The sequence below is a fragment of the Dyadobacter sp. SRI_021 genome, assembly GCF_057586235.1.
The window spans coordinates 716680-739623 of sequence record NZ_JBYCZM010000001.1; the positions used below are offsets into that span (position 1 = coordinate 716680).

20 protein-coding genes are annotated in these 22944 nt (G+C 48.8%); 6 read left to right on the top strand and 14 right to left on the bottom strand.

The window, feature by feature from the left end:
* Positions 1–33: 33 nt before the first annotated feature.
* On the bottom strand, positions 34–450 hold the full coding sequence (gene aroQ / locus AC2YIT_RS02845) for a type II 3-dehydroquinate dehydratase (RefSeq protein WP_487278169.1): 417 nt from the start codon (positions 448–450) through the stop codon (positions 34–36).
* A 34-nt stretch (positions 451–484) separates the two neighbouring features.
* On the opposite strand from aroQ, the gene xerD reads away from it, so the two are divergent.
* Positions 485–1381, top strand: coding sequence for a site-specific tyrosine recombinase XerD (gene xerD, locus AC2YIT_RS02850; RefSeq protein ID WP_430842644.1), 897 nt, complete (start codon positions 485–487; stop codon positions 1379–1381).
* 4 nt (positions 1382–1385) lie between these two features.
* On the opposite strand, the gene AC2YIT_RS02855 is transcribed toward xerD, so the two are convergent.
* Together AC2YIT_RS02855 and AC2YIT_RS02860 are read right to left on the bottom strand one after the other, a co-directional pair.
* Entirely contained in the window at positions 1386–1592 is a 207-nt protein-coding gene (locus AC2YIT_RS02855; RefSeq protein WP_487278170.1) for a hypothetical protein, read from the bottom strand.
* The gene (locus AC2YIT_RS02860) at positions 1593–2102 is read right to left on the bottom strand and encodes a SixA phosphatase family protein (protein ID WP_487278171.1); all 510 of its coding nucleotides are present in this window, start codon (positions 2100–2102) and stop codon (positions 1593–1595) included. It abuts the gene before it with no gap.
* A gap of 200 nt (positions 2103–2302) precedes the next feature.
* Here AC2YIT_RS02860 and sppA point away from each other — a divergent pair, with 200 nt between their 5' ends.
* The gene (gene sppA, locus AC2YIT_RS02865; protein WP_487278172.1) at positions 2303–4069 is read left to right on the top strand and encodes a signal peptide peptidase SppA; all 1767 of its coding nucleotides are present in this window, start codon (positions 2303–2305) and stop codon (positions 4067–4069) included.
* Positions 4070–4138: 69 nt separating this feature from the next.
* On the opposite strand, the gene AC2YIT_RS02870 is transcribed toward sppA, so the two are convergent.
* From AC2YIT_RS02870 to metH, 4 genes are all read right to left on the bottom strand, one after another.
* Positions 4139–5065: a YihY/virulence factor BrkB family protein gene (locus AC2YIT_RS02870; RefSeq protein WP_487278173.1), complete on the bottom strand. Its 927-nt coding sequence runs from the start codon at positions 5063–5065 to the stop codon at positions 4139–4141.
* Positions 5066–5222: 157 nt separating this feature from the next.
* A complete protein-coding gene (locus tag AC2YIT_RS02875) occupies positions 5223–6461 on the bottom strand; it encodes a NupC/NupG family nucleoside CNT transporter (protein ID WP_430842634.1) in 1239 nt (412 codons plus the stop codon).
* A 95-nt stretch (positions 6462–6556) separates the two neighbouring features.
* The gene (locus tag AC2YIT_RS02880) at positions 6557–7039 is read right to left on the bottom strand and encodes a nuclear transport factor 2 family protein (RefSeq protein WP_487278174.1); all 483 of its coding nucleotides are present in this window, start codon (positions 7037–7039) and stop codon (positions 6557–6559) included.
* A 265-nt stretch (positions 7040–7304) separates the two neighbouring features.
* Positions 7305–11129 carry a methionine synthase gene (gene metH / locus AC2YIT_RS02885; RefSeq protein ID WP_487278175.1) on the bottom strand — a complete coding sequence of 1275 codons (3825 nt, stop codon included), beginning with the start codon at positions 11127–11129 and terminating at the stop codon, positions 7305–7307.
* Between the two features lie 189 nt (positions 11130–11318).
* Between metH and AC2YIT_RS02890 the strand changes: the two genes are divergently transcribed.
* Entirely contained in the window at positions 11319–11795 is a 477-nt protein-coding gene (locus tag AC2YIT_RS02890) for an Lrp/AsnC family transcriptional regulator (RefSeq protein WP_106597110.1), read from the top strand.
* Between the two features lie 75 nt (positions 11796–11870).
* On the opposite strand, the gene AC2YIT_RS02895 is transcribed toward AC2YIT_RS02890, so the two are convergent.
* Positions 11871–12488, bottom strand: a complete 618-nt coding sequence (locus AC2YIT_RS02895) for a PepSY-like domain-containing protein (protein ID WP_487278176.1) — start codon at positions 12486–12488, stop codon at positions 11871–11873.
* 221 nt (positions 12489–12709) lie between these two features.
* On the opposite strand from AC2YIT_RS02895, the gene AC2YIT_RS02900 reads away from it, so the two are divergent.
* The 3 genes from AC2YIT_RS02900 (at position 12710) to AC2YIT_RS02910 (ending at position 15793) form a co-directional block, all read left to right on the top strand.
* Positions 12710–13324: an RNA polymerase sigma factor gene (locus tag AC2YIT_RS02900; protein ID WP_430842625.1), complete on the top strand. Its 615-nt coding sequence runs from the start codon at positions 12710–12712 to the stop codon at positions 13322–13324.
* 73 nt (positions 13325–13397) lie between these two features.
* On the top strand, positions 13398–14816 hold the full coding sequence (locus tag AC2YIT_RS02905) for a hypothetical protein (protein WP_487278177.1): 1419 nt from the start codon (positions 13398–13400) through the stop codon (positions 14814–14816).
* 92 nt (positions 14817–14908) lie between these two features.
* On the top strand, positions 14909–15793 hold the full coding sequence (locus AC2YIT_RS02910; protein ID WP_223403925.1) for a Ppx/GppA phosphatase family protein: 885 nt from the start codon (positions 14909–14911) through the stop codon (positions 15791–15793).
* Between the two features lie 39 nt (positions 15794–15832).
* Here AC2YIT_RS02910 and AC2YIT_RS02915 read toward each other — a convergent pair whose 3' ends face one another.
* From AC2YIT_RS02915 to metE, 6 genes are all read right to left on the bottom strand, one after another.
* Positions 15833–16201, bottom strand: coding sequence for an SxtJ family membrane protein (locus tag AC2YIT_RS02915; RefSeq protein WP_430842621.1), 369 nt, complete (start codon positions 16199–16201; stop codon positions 15833–15835).
* Positions 16202–16301: 100 nt separating this feature from the next.
* Positions 16302–16451: a DUF5989 family protein gene (locus AC2YIT_RS02920; RefSeq protein ID WP_015812275.1), complete on the bottom strand. Its 150-nt coding sequence runs from the start codon at positions 16449–16451 to the stop codon at positions 16302–16304.
* A gap of 73 nt (positions 16452–16524) precedes the next feature.
* The gene (locus tag AC2YIT_RS02925) at positions 16525–17646 is read right to left on the bottom strand and encodes an SGNH/GDSL hydrolase family protein (RefSeq protein WP_487278178.1); all 1122 of its coding nucleotides are present in this window, start codon (positions 17644–17646) and stop codon (positions 16525–16527) included.
* Between the two features lie 26 nt (positions 17647–17672).
* Positions 17673–19538: a carbamoyltransferase family protein gene (locus AC2YIT_RS02930; RefSeq protein ID WP_430842616.1), complete on the bottom strand. Its 1866-nt coding sequence runs from the start codon at positions 19536–19538 to the stop codon at positions 17673–17675.
* A gap of 320 nt (positions 19539–19858) precedes the next feature.
* Complete coding sequence (locus AC2YIT_RS02935; protein ID WP_487278179.1) at positions 19859–20242, bottom strand: acyl-CoA thioesterase; 384 nt, start codon at positions 20240–20242, stop codon at positions 19859–19861.
* A gap of 332 nt (positions 20243–20574) precedes the next feature.
* The gene (gene metE / locus AC2YIT_RS02940) at positions 20575–22896 is read right to left on the bottom strand and encodes a 5-methyltetrahydropteroyltriglutamate--homocysteine S-methyltransferase (protein WP_487278180.1); all 2322 of its coding nucleotides are present in this window, start codon (positions 22894–22896) and stop codon (positions 20575–20577) included.
* Between the last annotated feature and the right edge of the window lie 48 nt (positions 22897–22944).

Here is a 22944-nt window from a genome sequence, read left to right on the forward strand (position 1 = left end):
TCCATTCACTCATTCAGTCATTCACTCATTCAATCATTGAAAATACCGCACCGCCAACTCATATCCTCTAAGCCCCAAGCCCGCTATAATGCCTTTACAACGCGACGTCAGATAACTGTGGTGGCGGAACGACTCCCGTGCGTGGATATTTGAAATATGCACCTCAACGGCCGGCGTGGGAACGGACGACAGCGCATCCGCGAGGGCGATGGAAGTATGCGTATAACCGCCTGCATTGATTACGATCCCATCAAATGAGAAACCTACTTCATGTATTTTATCGATCAGCGCACCCTCGTGGTTCGATTGGAAATAATGCAGCTCCACATCAGAAAAAACCGCTTTCAATGTTTCAAAATAATCGTCGAATGACTGATTTCCGTATACACCAGGCTCTCTTTTGCCCAAAAGATTCAGGTTCGGGCCGTTCAGGATCAATATCTTTTTCATTTGCTTTGTAGCATTCATAAATTCTTTTTTCGCTATGTGGCAAAGCTACATCAAACATTTTAAAAATTATCTCCGCCTCGAACGCTCCCTTTCCGGCAACTCGGTAGAAGCGTACGTGCGGGATGTTGAAAAGCTGGAAGAGTTTCTGGAACTGAGTAAAATCGACCTTGCACCTGCCCGCGTACAGGAAGAACACCTTTCGGCATTCCTTAAATACATTGCCGAGCTTGGGCTCGCCGCGCATTCGCAGGCACGCATGCTCTCGGGAATCAAAGCATTTTTCAAATATCTGTTGCTGGAAAACGAGATCACGGAAGACCCGACCGAACTGCTCGAATCCCCCCGCCTGCCACGTAAACTGCCCGATGTGCTTTCCTATGAAGAGATTGAGACCATGCTCAACGCGATCGACCATTCTACGCCCGAAGGCACACGGAACCGCGCAATTATGGAGGTATTGTATAGTTCGGGATTACGCGTTTCGGAGCTCACGGACCTCCAACTGACCAACTGCCATTTCGATATCGGCTTCCTGCGCGTTATCGGAAAAGGCGACAAAATGCGGCTGGTGCCCATTGGCCGGGAGGCCATTAAATACACGCAAATCTACCTCGACCACGTACGGGGCGATATTGCGCCTCAAAAAGGCAGCGAAGACATTGTGTTTCTGAACCGCCGCGGCGGCCAGCTTTCACGGGTGATGATTTTCCTGATGATCAAAGATACCGCGGAAAAGGCCGGGATCGATAAAAACGTGAGCCCGCATACGTTCCGGCATTCGTTCGCGACGCACCTCATCGAAGGAGGAGCGAGCTTGCGTGCCGTGCAGGAAATGCTGGGGCACGAGTCGATTACCACTACCGAGATTTACACCCACCTCGACCGGGATTACCTCCGACAGATCATTACCGAGTTTCACCCCAGAAGCTGAGCGGCTAGTCTTCGACTTCTTTCAGCAGCGAATCCAGTTTCAGAGAATCGGAGTCGGGTGTGGCACCCGGTAATGCCCGTTTCAGCTGCTTGGGTTTATTCCATGGCGCTGTGGTACGGCTCGACATATCGTATGAAATGTAGGCAAACAGCGCTACGAATGCGATAAAGACGAAAATGAATATTTTCCTGTTACGATTTGGCTGTTCCATTTACTCTTCCTCTTCTCTTACCTGCTTGGGCGTCTTATAAAGCATCAGATCACCGGTTTTGGCAGATATTTCTTCCCATTTCTGATTTTTAAACTCAATAAACGCGGCACTTCCCTTCTTCATGGAACCGATACTCGCTCCAGACAGGTATTCCGCGAAATAGGTAATGTCGGGATTGTGACCGAATAACATCAGCGTCGAGTACTGTTCTGAAGTACTGTTCACTGCTTGCAAGTATGCCCTGGGGCCTCCGTCGTAGATCCCTTCCTGTTTCTGGATCTCGTCAACAGACACTTTGAACTGCCCTGCGATGATCTCGGCCGTCTTGAATGCGCGTGACGCCGGGCTCGATACAAAAACATCGGGCTTCACCCCTTCCTGAACCAGCCATTTCCCCATCGCAAGCGACTCCGACAAACCCTTACTGTTCAGATTTCTGTCAAAGTCCTTGATTCTGAAACTCTGGTCTTCTGCGGTCGCGTGCCGGACTAAAATGAGGGTCTTTTTCATGTGCTGGTTTTTTCTCCAAAAGTAAATAATCTGCTTTTGTAAAACTGCCGGTTCAGGCCGAAAAATTGGAACGGTTATTTTCAACCACTTAATATGGATAAACTACCTTTTGACATTATTTCATCCACAAACCGCGACAATTAATATGTAATTTTGTTCCTTGATCAACTTATAGAGAAGAAATCCATTTGCAATAGATTATGTTACAGTTCCTTAAATATGTCCTGGCTACTTTCGTGGGCATTATCCTCTTCGTGTTCCTCTCCTTTGTGATCCTGGGCAGCATCGGTGCGATGTTCTCTTCGGACGAAAAAGTGACGATTTCAGAAAAATCCGTACTCAAACTCGATCTGAACCAGCCCATCAGGGAAGTAGGTGTCGACAACCCGTTGTCGGAATTTGGGCTCCCCTTCACCGGAGAAGAAACCGTGGTGGGATTAAAGGACATCCTCGAAGCATTGAAAAGCGCTCAGAACGATGACAAAATCAAAGGAATTTACCTGAAAACAGAAGGTCCCGAAGCCGGTTGGGCGACATTGGAGGAAATCCGGAACCAGCTTTTGGAATTCAAAAAATCGAAGAAATTCATCGTAACCTACGGCGAAAGCTATTCGGAAAAAGGTTACTACATCGCTTCCGTAGCCGACAAGATCTACCTCAACCCGGCGGGCGGCATTGAATGGAACGGACTCTCGGCGGAATACAGTTTCTTCAAAGGCACATTTGATAAGCTTGAAATCAAGCCATTGGTATTCAGGGTAGGCGAATTCAAAAGTGCCATTGAAATGTTCTCGCGGCAGGATATGAGCGAGGCGAGCAAAAAACAGTCTATTGAACTGATTGGCGCCATTAATAACAACTTCCTGAAAAACATTTCGGCCTCCCGAGGCGTCCCGGCGGATCAGCTCAAAAACCTCGCCGATTCCCTGGCCGTCGAAAACCCGAAATCTGCATTGAAATACAAATTTGTTACCCACCTTGGCTACCAGGATGAGCTGGAAACGGCGTTGAAGAAGGAATTGAAAGTCGATGCGGATAAACCTATTTCGTACCTCGGCGTGAGCAAGTACCTCGACGGCGCCAGTACACCGGAGAAAGGTGATTTCAACAAACGTATCGGCGTATTGGTAGCCGAGGGTGAAATTACCAGCGGCGACGGTGGTGATGAGAATATCGGCTCCGACAAGTTCATCAAAGAACTGAAAGAAATCCGCGAAAACGACAAAATCAAAGCGGTTGTGATCCGCATTAACTCGCCTGGCGGCAGCGCATTGGCTTCGGACGTCATGTGGCGCGAGATTCAGATTACGGCTAAAAAGAAACCGGTCATTGCATCGATGTCCGACGTCGCCGCTTCCGGCGGTTACTATATGGCCATGGGTTGCGATACCATTGTGGCCCAGCCTAATACGATTACCGGGTCCATCGGTATTTTCGGGTTGATCTTCAATGTAACCGACTTTATGAACAACAAGCTTGGTATTACCTTCGATGGCGTCGGTACCAGCCCGCATGCCGACTGGCCGACCGCTACCCGCGAAATGACCGAGTTCGAAAAGTCGATGATTCAGAAAAGCGTGAATGAAGGCTACGAAACATTCACACGCAAAGCAGCCGAAGGCCGTAAGATGCCGGTTGAAAAGCTGAAAAGCCTCGCACAGGGCCGGGTATGGTCGGGTGTAGAGGCGAAACAGAATGGCCTTGTAGACGTGTTGGGCGGTGTGGACGATGCGATCAAAATTGCCGCGAAAGCTGCCAAACTGAACGAAGGTGACTACCGTGTACGCTACTATCCTGAGAAAAAACGCCCATTGGACGAAATGATCGACAAGTTCCTGGGCAGCAATGAGGAAAAAGCGACGAACAAGGCATTAGGAGACCTCGCTCCGTATGTTAAAATGTATCAAAAACTGATGAATATGGGCGGTATGCAAACCCGCATGCCCTTCGAACTGGTGATCCGCTAAACTGTGCCGTTTTATATTATCTGGCCTCCCTCGGCCCGCATTAAATGTGGGCCGAGGGAGGCCAACCTTTTAGTCTGTGATCTTGACTCCTGTTTTTCGATCCAATTCCTGTCGTACGATTAGCACCGCATGTTTGTTAGGCGCGATTGCCACGCCATCGAGCCGCGCGTAAACCTTCGTAAACTCTGCCCCGAAATAGAGTATGATCGACGAGTAGTAAATCCAGGTCAGGAGGATCACGATCGATGCAGATGTGCCATAAGCCGCTCCGAGGTCGGATTGCCCGAGGTAAAAACTAATGACGAATTTCCCGATCAGGAATAAAACGGCCGTAAATGCAGCCCCGACGAGGCATTCCTTCCAACGCAGGTCTCCATCCGGCAACACTTTGAATATCACGGTAAACAGCGCTGTAATAATCGAAAGCACCAATGCGAGGTTAACGATATAAAAAACGACTACCGACGCTTCCGAAAACAACGCTTCCAACCGCGAACTCAACAGGTCTACCAGCGCGCTGGCTCCCAAAGATACCACCAGCAAAAAACCCAGCGTGAGGATTAACGAAAAAGAAATCAGCCTGTTCTTCAGGTATTGCAGCCAGCCCTTTTTCGGCTTAGCCTTAATGGCCCATATAAAGTTGATCGAATCCTGCATCTCGGCAAACACCCCGGTAGCACCCACCAGCAATGTGCCGATACCTATCGCAGCTGCCAATCCCGATTTGTTCGACAGTTCAGCATTTTTCAGGATTTCCTGCAACTGCGAAGCAGCCGAAGCGCCTACCAACCCGCTGATTTGCCCAAACAACTCGCCCTGTATCGCATCTCTTCCGAAAAAGATACTGAACACCGAAATAATAACGAGCAACATTGGTGCCAGGGAAAATATGGTGTAATACGAAAGTGCAGCACTCAGCTTCATACCATTGTCGTTGAGGAATTCATTGAAGCTGTCTTGGAGCAACGACCAGAAGAGTTTGATACGTTTCATCATATAATGCGTTGGTATGGTTCTTCGAATGCAGATAGCTTGCTGGTAAAAACTATTATGCCACGGGGCCTGTAACCTTTTTATGAAGTTCCGCTAAAAGCAGAAAAGAGCAACCAAGGTGCTCTTTCCACATTCAATCAATATTACTTTACAATCAAGTCTACAAAAGCAATCCGGCAAGGGTAGCGGACATATAAGACGCCAGCGTGCCGGAAATCAACGCCTTAAAACCCAGTCGCGCTAAGTCTGCCCGCCGCGAAGGTGCCAGCTCACCGATCCCTCCCACCTGGATGGCAATGGAGCTGAAATTGGCGAAGCCGCACAGTGCGAAACTGGTAATCACAATAGTCTTATGGTCGAGCGTGTCTCTCAATTTCACCATATCAAGGTAAGCTACAAATTCGTTGATCACCATTTTGGTGCCCATCAACGAGCCGGCTGCCTCTATATCCTTGGCCGGGACGCCCATTGCCCATGCAAAAACAGAGAATATTTTACCCAGGATAAAGTTGAAACTCAATTGTGGAAATGCAAAAATGCCGCCAATATAGCCCAGTAAATAATCTAGCAATGCAACAAGCGCAATAAAGCCGATCAACATGGCAATCACATTGAAACCTACTTTGAGACCTTCTCCCGCTCCCGCGGCAATCGCATCTAGCAGATTGGCATGCGTTTTCTGGATTTCCAGCTTTACCATCCCCTTCGTGTCCGACTTATCGGTTTCAGGAAATACAATTTTTGAAATAACCAATGCACCCGGGGCAGCCATCAAGCTGGCGGCAATCAGATAAGGTGCCGGTACTCCTAGTGAAATGTACACAGCCATTACGCCACCGGCAATACAGGCGAAACTTCCGGTCATGGAGGCCATGAGCTCGGAGTTGGTCATGTTTTTCAGATAGGGTTTGATCATAATCTGCGCTTCAACCTGCCCTACAAACGTACTCGCTACGTTCGAGAGCGCTTCGGCACCGCTCACGCCCATGAGCCAGTACACCGCCCGCGCGATGACCGACACGACGCGCTGCATAATGCCCAAATGGTAGAGCATATTCACCAGCACAGCCACAAAAATAATCGTCGGAATAACCTTGAAGAAAAAAACGAAGTCGTTGCCGGGGCCAAATGCACGTTGCATCAGATCTGGCCGCACCAATGTACCGAAAACGAAATCGGCACCTTTATCGGAGAAGGAGAGCAACTTCTGGACCTTTTCACCCAGCCACTGAAAGATTCGCTGGCCAATGTCGGTACGGAGGATAAAGACTGCGAGCCCGAATTGCAGGCCCAGGCCAACGGCGACTGTGCGGTAATTAATGGCCTTTCTGTTGTTCGACATCGCAAATGCAATGCCCAGGATCAATACGATACCCAACAATCCTGTAAATCTCTCCATGCGTAGTTTGTTGTCACTTTTTAACCAAAGGTGCAAAATAACAACAAATTAGTCGCATGGTCGCAACTAACTCAAAATATCAGGAAGAGAGGCAATTATTTAGAAGTTTTGTCTGATTTTACATCAGTTGGAAGAGAGTCGGCCTGGCGGTGTGCGATTTTCCAGACATTATTTTCTTTCCGGAACAGGATTGTGACATGTAAATCAGCCTTGCGCCCATCGGCGAACCGGTAATGTTCTTTTTGAATGAGGTAACCTTGCGCACTGCCTTCCTGGCTCGCGACCTTTTCATAAGTGTAGGTCACGTCTTTTGCAGGAATCGATCCGGTATTGTTCAAACTTGCTTCCACCGCCTTCCATCCTTTTGAATCCAGGTTTTCGGCACCTCCGAATAGGGTAACGTCATCGTGGTGCGACCATAACGACTTAATGAATGCCGGATTACCTTTCGCCATTTCAAGATTGGCCTTGTGAAGGTCGGCGATTGCAGCGTCCAGAGAGGGCGCTACAACAGCCTTGGGTGATTGTTTACTCTCGTAACCCGCCGTAATAATTGGCAAAGTGTTTTCTCTTGTCATGCTCCTGTATTTAAAGGACGATGCCAGCAGGATTAGAAGAATGAAAACTGAGATATTTCTTTTCATGGCTAACAAACTATTAAGTTCTCACTTAAGTCATGCAAATATCAGACGGTTAACTACAAAAAAATAGCGTATAAATACCTGATTACGACACGGCATACCACCTAATTACGCCCTTTTGTAAAAATTAGTATGTTTTGGGCACAAAAAAAGAGAATAGTAGGCTACTATTCTCTTTTTGCATTTTTTTAATAATACTATCTTAATATGCGAGCACCGGCGAAAGCCATTTCTCGATTTCCTCTACCGGCATGTTTTTGCGCCGCGCATAATCCTCGACCTGATCCTTATGAATCTTGCCGACTGGGAAATAACGGCTCTCCGGATGCGAGAAATACCAGCCGCTCACACTGCTTGCAGGGTACATCGCGAAACTCTCGGTAAGCGTGATGCCAAGTTCCTCCGCCCCAAGCAGGTCGAATAAATGGCGTTTTTCGGTATGGTCCGGGCAAGCAGGATAACCTGGCGCCGGGCGGATGCCGATATATTCTTCTTTAATCAATTCTTCATTGGTGAAGTTTTCCGCTTTGGCATAACCCCACAACTCTTTGCGCACTTTCTCATGCATTAGCTCGGCCAATGCTTCCACCAGACGGTCGGCCAATGCCTTGATCATGATGCTGTTGTAATCATCGTGATCCTTTTCATACTTTTCCAGCAATGCTTCGATACCTACACCGGCTGTCACCGCAAAACCGCCGATATAGTCGGTATGGCCCGATTCGAGCGGCGCTACGAAGTCCGACAAGCAGTAGTTCGGCAAGTTAGCCGCTTTCTGGCTTTGCTGACGCAAATGGTGCAGTACCACAGCCGTATCCGCTACCAGCTCACCGGCATTCAGGTTTTCGACACCTTGCTGACTGATTTTATATTCAATATGCTGGTGCGAGCCATGACGTTCACAAGGCACTTCCTTCGTTTCCTCCTCGAAATGATGCAGCACAATATCGTCCTCGATTGAGTTGGCAGGCCAGAAACCTACCACCGCACGTGCTTTCAGAGATTTATCCCGAATGATTTCGCCCAACAGCACTGCAGCGTCTTCGTAAAGCTTCATGGCTTCCTTACCTACGACTGCATCATCGAAGATCTTCGGGTATTTCCCGTGCAACTGCCAGGTCTGGAAGAACGGCGTCCAGTCGATGTATTTGGCAATATCGGCCAGATCGTAATCATCGTACACACGTGTGCCCAGGAACTGCGGTTTCACGGCCTGGAAGTTGCTCCAATCGATTTTGGCTTTGTTATCTCTCGCCTTACCAATGGTTACGTGCGCCTTTTCGCCACCACGCTTCGAATGATCATCGCGCAGTTTTGCATATTCGGCCTTAATATCCGCCAACACTTCGGCCTGGCTTTGCTCGCTCTGGATCAGTTTTCCGGCCACAGGTACCGAGCGCGACGCATCGAGGACGTGGATTACCGGTCCTGAGTAGTTTGGATCGATCTTCACAGCTGTGTGAATGCGCGAGGTAGTGGCACCGCCGATCAGAAGCGGCATTTTCATACTGCGGCGCTCCATTTCTTTCGCTACGCCCACCATTTCGTCCAGCGACGGCGTGATAAGGCCAGAGAGGCCGATGATGTCTACATTATGCTCCTGTGCAGCGGCCAGGATCTTGTCTGTCGGCACCATTACACCGAGGTCGATGATCTCGTAATTGTTACAGCCGAGCACCACGCCTACAATGTTTTTACCAATATCGTGCACATCTCCTTTTACGGTAGCAAGCAGGATTTTACCCGCCGAAGAACCGCCTTCCTGCTTTTCAGCCTCAATAAATGGCTGCAAATAGGCCACGGCTTTCTTCATCACTCGCGCCGATTTCACGACCTGCGGCAGGAACATTTTACCTTCACCAAACAAGTCGCCAACGACGCTCATACCATCCATCAACGGTCCCTCGATCACTTCGAGCGGACGATCGAACAGCAGGCGGCATTCTTCAATATCTTCGTCAACATAATCGGCAATACCTTTTACTAATGCGTGCGAAATGCGTTCCTTCACGGGAAGTTGTCTCCATGAAAGGTCGGGACCGGTTTGTGTTTTGCCCTTATCCTTTACGGTTTCCGCATAACTTACCAAACGTTCAGTGGCGTCGGGACGACGATTAAGCAACACATCCTCAACCAGTTCCAGAACATCTTTCGGAATTTCATCATAAATACCGATCTGACCGGCATTCACAATACCCATATCCATTCCTGCCTTGATCGCATGGTAAAGGAATGCGGTGTGAATCGCCTCGCGTACCGGCTCATTTCCACGGAAACTGAAAGACACGTTGGAGACACCACCCGAAACTTTCGCATGCGGAAGGTTTTCCTTTATCCATTTCACACTGTTGATAAAATCGACAGCGTAGTTATTATGTTCTTCCATTCCCGTCGCGACGGTCAGGATGTTCGGGTCAAAAATGATGTCCTCTGCCGGGAAACCGACTTCATCCACCAGAATGCGGTAAGCGCGTTCACAGATTTCAATGCGGCGCTCATAGTTATCAGCCTGTCCTTTTTCGTCAAAAGCCATCACCACAGCAGCCGCACCATAGCGAAGTACCGTCCGCGCCGATTCCTTGAACTTCTCCTCACCCTCTTTCAGAGAAATCGAGTTCACGATGGATTTTCCCTGCACACATTTCAAACCGGATTCAATCACCTCCCATTTCGAAGAGTCGATCATCAGAGGCACCTTGGAAATATCGGGCTCGGATGCGATCAGGTTCACAAATGTCTTCATCGCCTCCACACCATCGATCATCCCTTCATCGAGGTTAATGTCGATCACTTGCGCGCCGCTTTCCACCTGCTCGCGCGCGATGGTCAGCGCCTCGTCGTATTTGCCTTCGCGGATCAGGCGGGCGAATTTCTTCGAACCGGTCACGTTACAGCGCTCGCCGATATTCACGAAATTGGTCAGCGCATTGATTTTCACTGGTTCCAGGCCCGAAAGTTTCATCACTGTTTCAGAAGCCGGCAATGGCCGCGGGCTGTGTTTCCCGGCAATATCCGCGATTACGCGAATGTGGTCAGGCGTCGTTCCGCAGCAGCCGCCGATGATATTGACCAGGTTATCCCTCAAAAACCCGTCAATAATCTCGCCCATTTGCTCCGGCGTCTGGTCGTACTCACCCATTTCGTTCGGCAAGCCCGCATTCGGGTGTGCAGAGGTGTAAAATGGCGACTCTTTGGCCATGATCTGCACGTAAGGACGCATCAAATCCGCTCCTAATGCACAGTTCAAACCCACTGATAGTAATGGCAAATGCGATACTGACGTCAGGAATGCCTCGGTAGTTTGTCCCGAAAGGGTACGTCCCGAAGCATCGGTGATCGTTCCCGAAATCATAATCGGCAGCGCCTGCCCCGGCTCTATCCGCCACGATTCCAAATGCTCGACTTTCCCAACTTTCGCGTCCACAAAGAACTGGTCGATCGCGAAAAGCGCAGCCTTTGCATTGAGAGTATCAAAAATCGTTTCCACGAGCAGCACATCGCAGCCGCCGTCGGTGAGGCCTTTTACCTGCTCGTAATAGGCTTCCACCAGTTGGTCGAAGCTGATCGCGCGGAAACCGGGGTTGTTCACGTCCGGCGAAAGCGATGCGGTACGGTTGGTCGGGCCTATTGAACCTGCCACAAAACGGGGCTTGTGCGGTTCCCGCGCTGTAAATTCATCTGCTACTTCACGTGCCAGCCGAGCCGACTCGTAGTTGAGCTCGTACACGATTTCCTCCATGCCGTAGTCGGCCATGGCGATGGTCGTGCCTGAAAATGTATTGGTTTCGGCAATGTCTGCCCCGGCCGCGAAATAGGCGGCGTGAATTTCTTTGATAATGTCCGGACGCGTCAGTGAAAGCAGATCATTGTTGCCCTTCACATCGTGCGGCCAGTCTGCAAACCGTTCTCCCCGGTAGTCGTGATCCTGCAATTTGTACCGCTGGATCATCGTACCCATAGCGCCATCCAGTACCAGAATGCGGTTTTTAAGAATTTCGCGGATATCTGCTTTTTGAGTTGCTACCATAAGTGTTTTAAATGTATGATTATCATTTCGCCGGAAAAGCATAGAGCTTCTGAACTGACAAATTTAAGCCAATAGATGTTTTGTTCAATAAAATCAAAAAATTCAGATTAAAAGTCTGGTAACTTGATTTAACTTAAATTATTTATCTATATTCGAAGCCTTCTAGGAGTGAATAAAGATATTCTATCTATGCATAATCTGGACGATATTGACGCCAAAATCCTGCATTTGCTGCAACAGGACGCTACTTTGAAAACACGCGAGCTCTCGGAAAAGTTGAACCTCTCCTACACGCCCGTGTACGAACGCGTGCGAAGACTGGAAAAGGAAGGGATTATCAAAAAGTACGTCGCGTTGGTTGACCGTGAGAAGGTAGGCAAGAAACTGATGGCCTTCTGCAACATTGCATTGAAGGAGCATTCAAAAGTAATGGGTGAAAAATTTGTGAAAGCCGTTTCGGCGATGGGCGAGGTAATGGAGTGCTTCAATATCTCGGGCGACTATGATTTTTTGCTGAAAGTGGTCGTGGATGATATGTCGCAGTATCAGCAGTTCTTAATGCAAAAACTGGGTTCGCTGGAAAACATCGGCAGCACCCACAGCTTGTTTGTCATGGGGGAAATTAAAAACTCGTCGGCGCTGGAAATGCTGCCGTCCAAAAAATAAATACGGCACCGGAAAATCCAGCACCGTATTCCAACTCACCCCTAACAAAATATTTTGACGATCGGTAATGATCGGTTAATGTCTCTTATGTCCGCGCCCGAAAGCCGGTTTTTCCAGTTCCTTATTGAATGATCCGTCCACATTGAACAGCAGGATTTTCACTTTACTGTCGACGAGAATACCCACATAGTATTCGCCGGCATCGTTGGTTGCCGCCAGCTTGATCTCGGCTCCTGTGTAATTGGAAGTAATGTAGGACGTAACGGTAGCCGGCAATGCACTTACTTCGATTTTCGTGAGTTTCGCTTTCTTCACGTGCTGTTTCAGCTCCGCTTTAAATGTTCCGTCCGCATCGAAAAGCAGGCCTTTTACCGAGCCATCGGCAAGGGTAATAGCCACTACGATTTTTCCTGATAGATCTTTTGCAGCGTATTTGATCTCCGAACCGGCATAGGCACTGTCAATGTAGGCCGTCACCGCCGCGGGCAAATCGGCCGTTGCAACTTCCGTAAGTTTTCCTTTACATCTGCCCAACGTCACCGAGTCCGATTCCACAGCAAGCCTTGCGGCCGATTCAACCACACTTTCGAAATCGCTCGCCTCGGTTTCAGGGCCCAACGGCTCGCTATTTTTCTGACAGCCTGTGAACCAGATGCCTGCCAGTATCACCAGTAAAAGAGAAACTTTTTTCATGATATACCCACGGGTTTTTGTGAAAGTATCAAACTGTTTTCTGCCTTTACGCCCCCTCCAATGCCCGTGTTGCATGGCTGACGCAATTTTTTGTGATTTTTTTCAAAGGCATTTCTATTTCCGAAGCAGCAAAACTTTTCGTAATTTTTTGCAACAGAATACAGGCCAGGGACGTATTCGAATGTGAGAAATTCTATCCCTGACAATTTGATACCCTGACTTTGCTTTTTAGAAGAAAAATATCTTTTAACGAAAACGACTTTGAGTCGGTGGTAGCGGCATGTATTGCCGGGGATAACCAGGCACAGAGGTATTTGTATAAACAGTTCTTCGGCTATTCAAAAAGCATTTGCCTGCGGTATACATCGTCTGCGGAAGAGGCGGAAGAGGTTTTAAATGAAGGTTTTTTAAAAGTATTTAACAATCTGGGAAAGTACGACGCCAACCATCCTTTCAAGGCATGGTTGCGTACAATCATGGTGAACACGGCGATCAGCTACTACCGTAAGCACAAGAAGCACACGGAGGATGTTATCGCCCTGGAAGACGCCCCTTATCCCAAATTCGATGAAGATGTAATAGGCCAGATCACTGCTGAGGAAATACTGGAACTGATCCAACAGATCAAACCGGTTTATAAGAATGTATTTTTGTTATACGTGGTGGATGGCTACAATCATCGAGAGATAGCAGACCTGCTGCAAATCAACGAGGCAACGGTAAGATCGCATTATGTGCGTGCCCGGGCTCGTTTGCAGCATTTGATCAAACAATATTACCCACATCTCTTCCCAAGTGATTGGGCTGTCAAGTCATTCAGAGGCAATGAAAACTAATAGATTTGAAAATACTATACGCCGAAAATTAGAAAGTATTGAGCCGGACTTTCAAGAGCAGGACTGGGTCCGTATGCAAAATTACATGCAGACGCACACGCCCCCGTCCTTCCTGCAACAATACGGTTCATGGATCGGGTACGCCGCCGCCGCATCAGTGACGTCGGTGATGGCATATATGTACGTCAACCAGCTCTCGCAGAATGATCATCTGGTACGGGACGTAAAAAATCTCCAGAGCCAGATCGAGCTGATCCGTAACCAGCCTGCGCAGGCAGCGAAGGCCGATACGGTTTACGTGCTGCAAACCACACCGGATGGACAGAGCCTTCAAGCTACATTGCAGCCGCGCGATTACAGTCAGATTCCGGCACAAAACAGCGTGCAACAGGATGGGCAACAAAGGCTGGCTGATGCCGGGTCGCTGCACCCGAATGCCTTGCAAGATCCGGAAACTGTTGAAATCGATCATAATTCGGTAACTTCCACTGGTTCCGAGCCTAACATTACACATCAGCCTCGCGAAAAAGCTGCGGAACCGCTGGTAGCGACCGTGCCCTCCAACGAAACGGCTGTCGCAGAATCGAATATGCCGAGTAATGCAAATACGGTAAATCCACAGGGTAATCAACTACCGAAAGCACCTTCAAACTCAGCCGGCGGCAGGACTTTCGGTGATGAATTCAGCATTGCGGCTATCAATACTCCGGTGGAAATGCATACCGGCATGTCGTCCCAACGGAAAATGCATTATGAACTAACCAGCAGGCTCTCCGCACGTCAGGTACAAAAAGCCCTGGTTACCAATAACATGCAGATCGCCAAAGTGCCAGCGAATGCAAAAAAGGCCGACCAGGTTGCGCAGACGGAAAGTATCATTCCAAAATTGCCTTTGAAAACGCCTTACCGCTTTGGTGCCGGGTACCAGATCGAAGGCAATGGCCAGGGTAAGACGGTACTTGGAGAGGTGATTATCAAAAAGAAATTCTCGATCGCGGCGGGCATTACCTGGCTGAAAGTAAAACCAGCGGAATTCTTCACGGAAACAGTTTTCAGAGCCAAGGCCCGTTCGGATTTCAAGGAAACACACCCGGGACAGGTGCCGCTCATTTTTGAATTGTATAATATCAAAATTGACCAGAATGTGGTTCAAATTCCGCTTACGCTGGCGTTCCGCAATACGATAAAAGACGATTGGGCCTACTATGCGAGCCTGGGTACGAACTTCAAGGTGTCTTCCAAAGAAACTATTTCGTATGACTGCCGCGGACCTAAAAACGAGTTTTTTAGCCAGAGCTTCACCAAAAAAGGCGACGTGTCCCCTATCACTTCGATGAACTTCGCGGTAGGAATCGAGAAATCATGGCACCCGATTGTGGTGCAGGCCGAAGGCTACTGGGTCAATTATTTCAGACCGCTTTCACCGCTCAGGCAAAGTGCCGGACCAGGAGTAAAAGTAAAGCTACTATATCAGATAGGCCGTCAAATGTAGCTTTTGCACATGAAGTTTCGCGGGCAGGGTATTGAAACTTGTCCGCGAAATTCTATTTTTGGCCTTTATTAACTCCCCTACTAGACGAGCTTTTGAAATTCGCAGCCATAGATATCGGTTCCAATGGTGCCCGCATGCAGATCTCATCCGTCTTGCATGACGAAGGCATTTCCCGTTTCAAGAAAGTCGAATATGTCCGGTTCCCGCTTCGCCTCGGACATGACGTTTTTACACAAGGGCGCATTACCCCGCAAAGTGAAGACCGCATGATGAAGCTCATGCTGGCTTACCAGTTGCTGATGGAACTTCACGAGGTCGATGACTTTATGGCCTGCTCTACATCGGCCATGCGCGAAGCAGCCAACGGGCAGGAAGTCCGTGACCACATCGAGAACCGCACCGGCATCCATATCCAGATCATCGACGGACAGAAAGAAGCCGAACTGGTCAACAACGTGGTGGTGCAATCGCTCGGCGACGGCCAATATATCCACATTGATGTGGGCGGTGGCAGTACCGAGCTGAACCTGTACCAGGACAGGCAGAAGATTAAGGCCAAGTCCTTCAAACTGGGTTCTGTGCGCCTTCTGGAAGGAAAAGAATCCAAAAATGCCTGGTTGAAAATCAAGGAATGGATCAACCAGAATGTCGATTACAGCCAGCCTATTCAAGCGGTGGGCACGGGTGGTAATATCAATAAACTCTTCGATCTTTCTTCCAAACTCACCGAAAGCTCCACCAGTCTCGAAGAAATCCAGCGGATGCGCGATTATATTGATCAGTTCTCCCTCGCGGACCGTATTAACAAACTGCAACTCAACCCCGACCGCGCGGACGTAATCGTACCGGCGGGCGACATCTATACTTCCGCTATGCGCTGGGCAGGCGCAGACGTCATTCACGTACCCGACCTGGGCCTGAAAGACGGTATGCTCCAACTGCTCTACGAACGCGCATGCCGCAAAAAAAAGGCCTGATACCAGGCCTTTTTACATTGTAATATTTACGCTCCAGCATTACCAGACCTGCTCCAGATCCTTCGCCGAGTATTTGTGGTTTCTTTCCGTAAACACGGTATCGGTGTCCTCTTTCTTCAAATGAAGCGGGTTTTTCTTGGTCAACTTGGCAATGATCGCCACGGGGAATAATACGACGAAGAATACCAGCGACAAAAGGATTTTACCATTAATAGCTCCAAGAACTTCCGCGATCTTATACCAGCCTCTCACCACCAGGTCACCAAAAACCGGGATAGCCAGACTGCAAACACCGATTACGGCGGCTGCGATCAGGAAATAGGGATATTGCGATTTAAAAATAAAGTATAGCACCACAAGCCCGGTGACGATCACCAGCTGCGCTTTGACTTTTTCTGATTCACTCATTTTAATAAAGTAGTATGTTATTGGCAGCAATGCGTTGTGCATTGCTGCCAGGCGAAGTTTCAGACAAGAACGGTATTGATCTGCGTTGTGCTGAAAGAAATCAGAACAAAGTGTAGATGAAAGGCGCAACAGCCGAACCGCCACCAATCACGATAAGCACACCAATCAGAAGCAGAACGATGATTACAGGAGCAAGCCACCACTTCTTACGCTCCTTCATAAATGCGAATAAATCTGTTAAAAAATCCATCTTATATAGTGTTTAAAAATTCAAATTTAGAACTTAATTACTTTTTTGCCACTTCTAACCCGTTAATTCTGAGTTATCGTTTGCCGATTGCCTGGTAAAGCCTCTCGGCTATCAGCTGGTTGAGCGCCGCACTGCCGTGGCCGTCGTTCTTCCCTACAACGCGCTCTTTTTCCGGAATTTTTACCACACCGTCGTTAATCCCCACTACGGTCACATTGTTCGCTTTCAGATAATCTTCCACCGGCTTGGTGTAGCCTGCACTTTTATCGACCTGAAACAGGAAAGGAATAAAAACGGCGTACATCTGGGCTTTGGTACTATCGCGATAAGCAAGCATTCCCGAAAGGTCCCTCAAATGCGCATTTAGCACCGTGGTATCCGTGTATGCGGTTTGTACAAACTTCTCAAAAGTGCTGAAACCGGTATGCGGCAATTGCCAGTAAATGAAATTCGGCAGATAAAAGCGCTTTACAATCGTCGCCATCGGGCCTTTGAGATCGGCATAAGGTTCGGCACCGGTGAGGGTGAGACCTTTTTCGCGACCTACCTTCTCGATATCATTAGGGAAATATTCCAGAATGATAATATCGGGTTTTACAGGAAAATCCTGCAATCGGTTCACCTCGTCACGCGTGTCAGCGCCCGACATTCCGAGGTTGTAAATTGTGTATTTGTCTGTTCCAAGTTTGGCTTCGAGCATATTCGAAAAACGCTCGTTGACATCTTTCAAACCGTGTCCTGCTGCAAATGAGTCCCCGATAACAAGGACTTTCTTTTTTCCGGGTTCATTCTGAATCTCCTTGTCGTGGTAACCCAGCGCATTCACCGGATGCCAGTATTTTTCCCACCATATCTGCGACGCTTTCGAAAGCACGCCTTCATGGCTCTGCGGAATGTACATAAACACGATTTCAAGGAAAATCAACACGACGACCAGTGGGGTGATGATCGTTACGATATTGGCTACCAGCCCTTTGGCTTTGCTTTTCACCACACCATAATAGAAAATGCGCAGGATCTCGATGATCAGCAGAAACCAGAATGCAAATTTGGCCAGACGTACATGCCAGCTGTCGCTCTGAGGGTATCCCGGATAATCGAACTTGATGTGAAATTTGTCCGGGTAGAACAGGAACATAAACAGCAATCCCAGGAACAGGATGCGGATGATGCTGGTAACAATTTTAGATGCCATCAGTTTGGGTGCTCAATGAAAATGGATTAGTCAAGAACGAATTCTTCCTTCCAGTTATCTTTTTCCAGCCATTCGGGCTGCTGCTTTTTGTCAAAAATATAGTTCCCTACTACGAGGTAATCCATTTCCGTCCGCATGAAGCAGCGATATGCGTCATTCGGCGTGCAAACGATCGGCTCCCCGCGAACGTTGAAACTCGTATTCACGATCACGGCATAGCCCGTCAATGACTTAAACGAGTCGATCAGCTCGTAGTAACGCGGGTTAGTTTCCTTGTGTACTGTTTGAATACGTGCCGAGTAGTCGATGTGGGTGATCGAAGGCAGATCGGAACGCTCGAAGTAGAGTTTTTCGCGGAGATCCAGCGAGCCATAATTTGCCGGTACCGGTTTCCTGCGGCTTTCCGCAACCGGATGCACGAGTAGCATATAAGGCGAAATACCGTCGTAATCGAAATAGTCCTGGCAATCCTCTGCCAGTACCGAGGGCGCAAAAGGCCGGAACGATTCACGGTACTTGATCTTCAAGTTCAGTTTTTTCTGCATTTCGGCATTCCGGGGATCGCCCAAAATGCTTCGGCCCCCCAATGCACGCGGCCCGAACTCCATCCGGCCCTGCACCCAGCCTACCACATTCCCTTCCGACAATAGCCTTGCCGCTTCCTGTGTCAGGTCTTTAAAATTCTCGTAATGGGTATAAACCGCCTTGTATTTCTTAGCCGTAAGTGCCACATCGAGATCAGAGAACGTTGGTCCGAGGTAAGACCCGCGCATAGCGTCGGCCTTCCAGGTAATCTTTCTGTCCTGACCAAAATAGATATGATATGCAGCTTGTGCCGCACCCAGCGCACCTCCCGCGTCGCCGGCAGCCGGCTGAATGAAGATGTCTTTAAAAACATTCGCCTTTTGCAGTTTGCCGTTTGATACACAATTCAATGCAACGCCGCCGGCCATACAAAGGTAATCGGCACCGGTCAGACGTTTGGCTTCTTTGGCCATTCTCACCACCGCTTCTTCGGTGATATTCTGGATCGCGAGGCCGAGGTTACAATGCACCGCTTCGAGCGCATCTTCCGGTCGGCGGGTTTTGAACCCGAACAATGCCTCCCATTTGTGCTCATTCACCATTTTCAGGCCGGTAGCATAATCGAAATAGTCTTGGTTGAGCCAAACCGAGCCGTCTTCTTTCAGATCGATAAGTTCTTTGAGGATAATGTCTTCGTAGCGCTTAATATCCGGCGACGACGGGTCACCGTACGGCGCGAGGCCCATCAGCTTGTATTCTCCCGAGTTCACACGGAAGCCCAGGAAGTAAGTAAATGCGGAATAAAGCAACCCGAGCGAATGCGGGAAGCGCAGCTCTTTGAGAATGCTGATATCTTTTCCTTCACCCAGGCAGATCGACGCTGTCGCCCATTCACCTACACCATCAATCGTCAGGATAGCCGATTTTTCGTAAGGCGAAGGGTAATATGCGCTGGCAGCGTGCGAGAGGTGGTGCTCGGGAAAGAGCATTTTCACCTTTTTCTTCTTTTTATCGTAGCCTAATTTTTCCAGCTCTTCATTGATGAGCCGTTTCAGGAACATCTTTTCCTTGATCCACACTGGCATCGCGGTCAAAAACGACCGCACGCCTTTGGGCGCAAATGCGTAGTAAGTTTCGAGGAGCCTTTCAAATTTGAGTAAGGGCTTGTCATAAAAAACGATTGCATCAAGCTCGTTAATGGACAAACCACCGTATTCAAGACAAAATGCTACTGCATTGGAGGGAAAACCGGGGTCGTGCTTCTTGCGTGTAAAACGCTCTTCCTGTGCTGCGGCAACAATTTCGCCATTATCTATAAGAGCCGCGGCCGAATCATGATAGAAAGCCGAGATACCTAAAATTTTCATTAACGCGTGATTAGAATAATGTGTACAGTCTGGTGCTAAACCGTTCAAAAGGCGTGCAAGATAAGCATTTTGAACAAGGCTGCAACTTGGCGCCGTCGGCTAATTACACGTATAATGTTATTAAACGGTTCGGAATCAAGCAAATAAACAGTCCGGATAACGAAATGATAACAGCTTACATTACCGGCGAGCATTTAAATGATTAATTATGAACCATTTCGAATGCGTGATTGGTCCGCGGCACAATTCGGTGCCGTATGATAAATTCTACAATTTCGTCCTCGAATCTCCGCCCGCCCGGATCGCCTAACGCGGTTATATTACAGAATTTTGGTAGGCTTATGATTCTCATCGAGCGCCACGAATGTGAAGATCCCGGTCACGGCCTTCTCCCGACTTACCTCGTACATCTTCTCCACAAAAATATCGACGCGCACCTTCATGCTGGTATTTCCAACATTCTCGACGCGCCCTACCAGCTCGATAATGGTCCCTGCGGGAATGGGGTGCGTAAAATCAATACGGTCGGACGATACCGTCACACAACGCAACCTTGAGAACCGTGTGGCAGCGATAAATGCAACCTCGTCCATCATCGACAGCGCCGTGCCGCCGAAAAGGGTATCGTAATGATTGGTGTTATTAGGGAAAACGGTTTTAAAAACACGGGTTTCCGAAGCGGAAATTCTATCTTCTAATGTCAAAATATAACGGTTTACTGGTGTCGTAACGGGAATGAAGTTCGGCGTATTTGTAGTCAGGGATGGTCAGGTGTTGTCATGAGTAGTCAAGTGTTGTCTAGAATGGTTAAGTGGTGTCATGAATAGTCAAGAATTGTCAAGAATGGTTAGGTGGTGTCATAAGTAGTCAAGGGTAGTCAAGTGCTGTCAGGGGCGATCACATCTCTCTATTTCTGACCATATCTGACTACACATGACAACAAATGACTACACACGATCATACCTAACAACACTTGACTACTCATGACTATACATGACCATACCTGACAACAAATGAGTATAAACGACCGCCGTCGCTATCCTGTAACCGCGACCGATTCGCGCAGCAAGTTAGCCGCAGAAATCATGTTACGCAAAGCGGCTTCGGTTTCCGGCCATTTGCGGGTCTTCAATCCGCAGTCGGGGTTCACCCACAAATTCCGCGCCGGAATTACCTTCAATGCCTTTTCGAGCAAAAGGATCATCTCGTCCACCGTCGGTACGCGGGGCGAGTGGATGTCGTACACGCCGGGACCAATCTCGTTCGGGTAATTGAACTGTGCGAACGCGTCGAGCAGCTCCATTTGCGAGCGCGATGTTTCGATCGTGATCACGTCGGCATCCATGGCAGCAATGGAATCGATAATATCGTTAAACTCCGAGTAGCACATGTGCGTGTGGATCTGCGTCTGATCGGCTACTCCCGCGGCGCTCAGGCGGAATGCGTCCACCGCCCATTTCAGATAGTTTTGCCAGGCATGTTTCCGCAATGGCAGGCCTTCGCGGATCGCCGGTTCGTCGATTTGAATCACTTTAATACCTGCCTTTTCCAAATCCACTACTTCGTCGCGTATGGCGAGCGCAATCTGGAATGTGGTATCCTTCCTCGGCTGGTCATCCCGCACAAACGACCATTGCAGGATCGTTACCGGGCCGGTGAGCATGCCTTTGACCAGCTTTTCGGAGTTAGCTTGTGCAAATGCGGACCATTTCACCGTCATAGGCTGTTCTCTTTCCACATCGCCATAAATGATCGGCGGCTTCACACACCGGCTGCCGTAGCTCTGCACCCAACCATTTTGGGTAAATACAAAACCTGAAAGCTGCTCGCCGAAATACTCCACCATATCGTTCCGCTCGAATTCGCCGTGTACCAGCACATCGATCCCAAGCTCCTCCTGCCAGCGCAGCGAATCCACGATTTCCGCCCGAATGCGGGTTTCATACTCGTCCGCCGTCAATGCACCTTTTTTGAACTGCGCCCGGAGCTGCCTTACCTCATCCGTCTGCGGAAACGAGCCGATGGTTGTCGACGGGAACAATGGCAATTTCAGCTTTTCCAACTGAATGGCCTGCCGGGTACCAAATGCATTCTGCCGGTCGAAATCCCCTTCGCGCACTTCGCTAACCCGTGCTTTAACGGCCGGCTTGTGGATCAATACGGAAGTAAGGCGGCTTTCAATCGCCTTTTGATTGTCCAGAAATGCGCTATCATTCGCATAGTCTGCCGCTGCAAGCCTTGCCAATGTAGTCACCTCATTCAGTTTCTGTTTTGCAAACGCCAGCCAGTTTTTAATCTCCGCTGTCAGTACTGCCTCATTCTTCTCCAAATCCAGATCATAAGGACTATGCAGCAACGACGACGACGGTGCCACCAAAATCCGCTCGTCTCCCAGGACATTTACAGCTGTTTGAATCCATTCTAACGATTTTTGATAATCGTTTTTCCAGATATTCCGGCCGTCGACAACGCCCAGCGAGAGCTTTTTGGTGGAAGAGACAAATGCTTCGTCGGCAAGGATCTGTGGTAACGTCTCCGCACCGCGTGTCAGGTCTAAATGCAATGCATCCACCGGTAATGCAGTCGCAATTGCCAGATTATCGTCTAGCGGCCCGAAATAGGTTGTTACCAGAATGCGCAGCTTCGGAAGCGCCTCTCTGATCTGATTGTAAGCGCTTAGAAATGCGAGCTTTTCCTTTTCATTCAAATCCAATACTAATGCCGGCTCATCGAGCTGCACCCATTCGGCACCTCTTGCAGCAAGTTCTTTTAATATGGATATATAAACAGGTAAAAGGCTGTCCAGTAGGTCAATGCGATCGAAGCCACTTTCCTTTTCTTTACCCAAAAGCAAATAGGTAACCGGCCCCAGCAGTACCGGTTTGGTATGAATGCCTTTTTGCAATGCATCTTCAAATTCCAGCAAAACCTTCTCCGAATACCGCTTGAATTTCTGGTCCTTCACAAACTCGGGAACGAGGTAGTGGTAGTTGGTATCAAACCATTTCGTCATCTCCATCGCATTGATATCCAGCCCGTTCTTCTGGTAACCGCGGGCCATTGCGAAATAGAGGTCGAGCTCTTTGTTCGATTTCCCGTCGACCAACTGGTGGTAACGCTCGGGAATGGCGCCTACCATCAGCGAGGTATCGAGAACATGGTCGTAAAGCGAAAAATCATTGGAAGGAATGAGGCCGATGCCTGCAATCTGCTGCGTTTCCCAGTTCTGGTGGCGGATCTTCCGGGCGACTTTCTGCAATGCATCGCGATCGATCGTTCCTCCCCAGAATTGTTCGTTGGCTTTTTTGAGCTCGCGGAGGCTTCCCACGCGCGGGTAGCCAAGGTTGTGTGACAACATACTTTTTGTGTTTAAAGAGTTAATAAAACCCTGTGAAAACACCCTCCC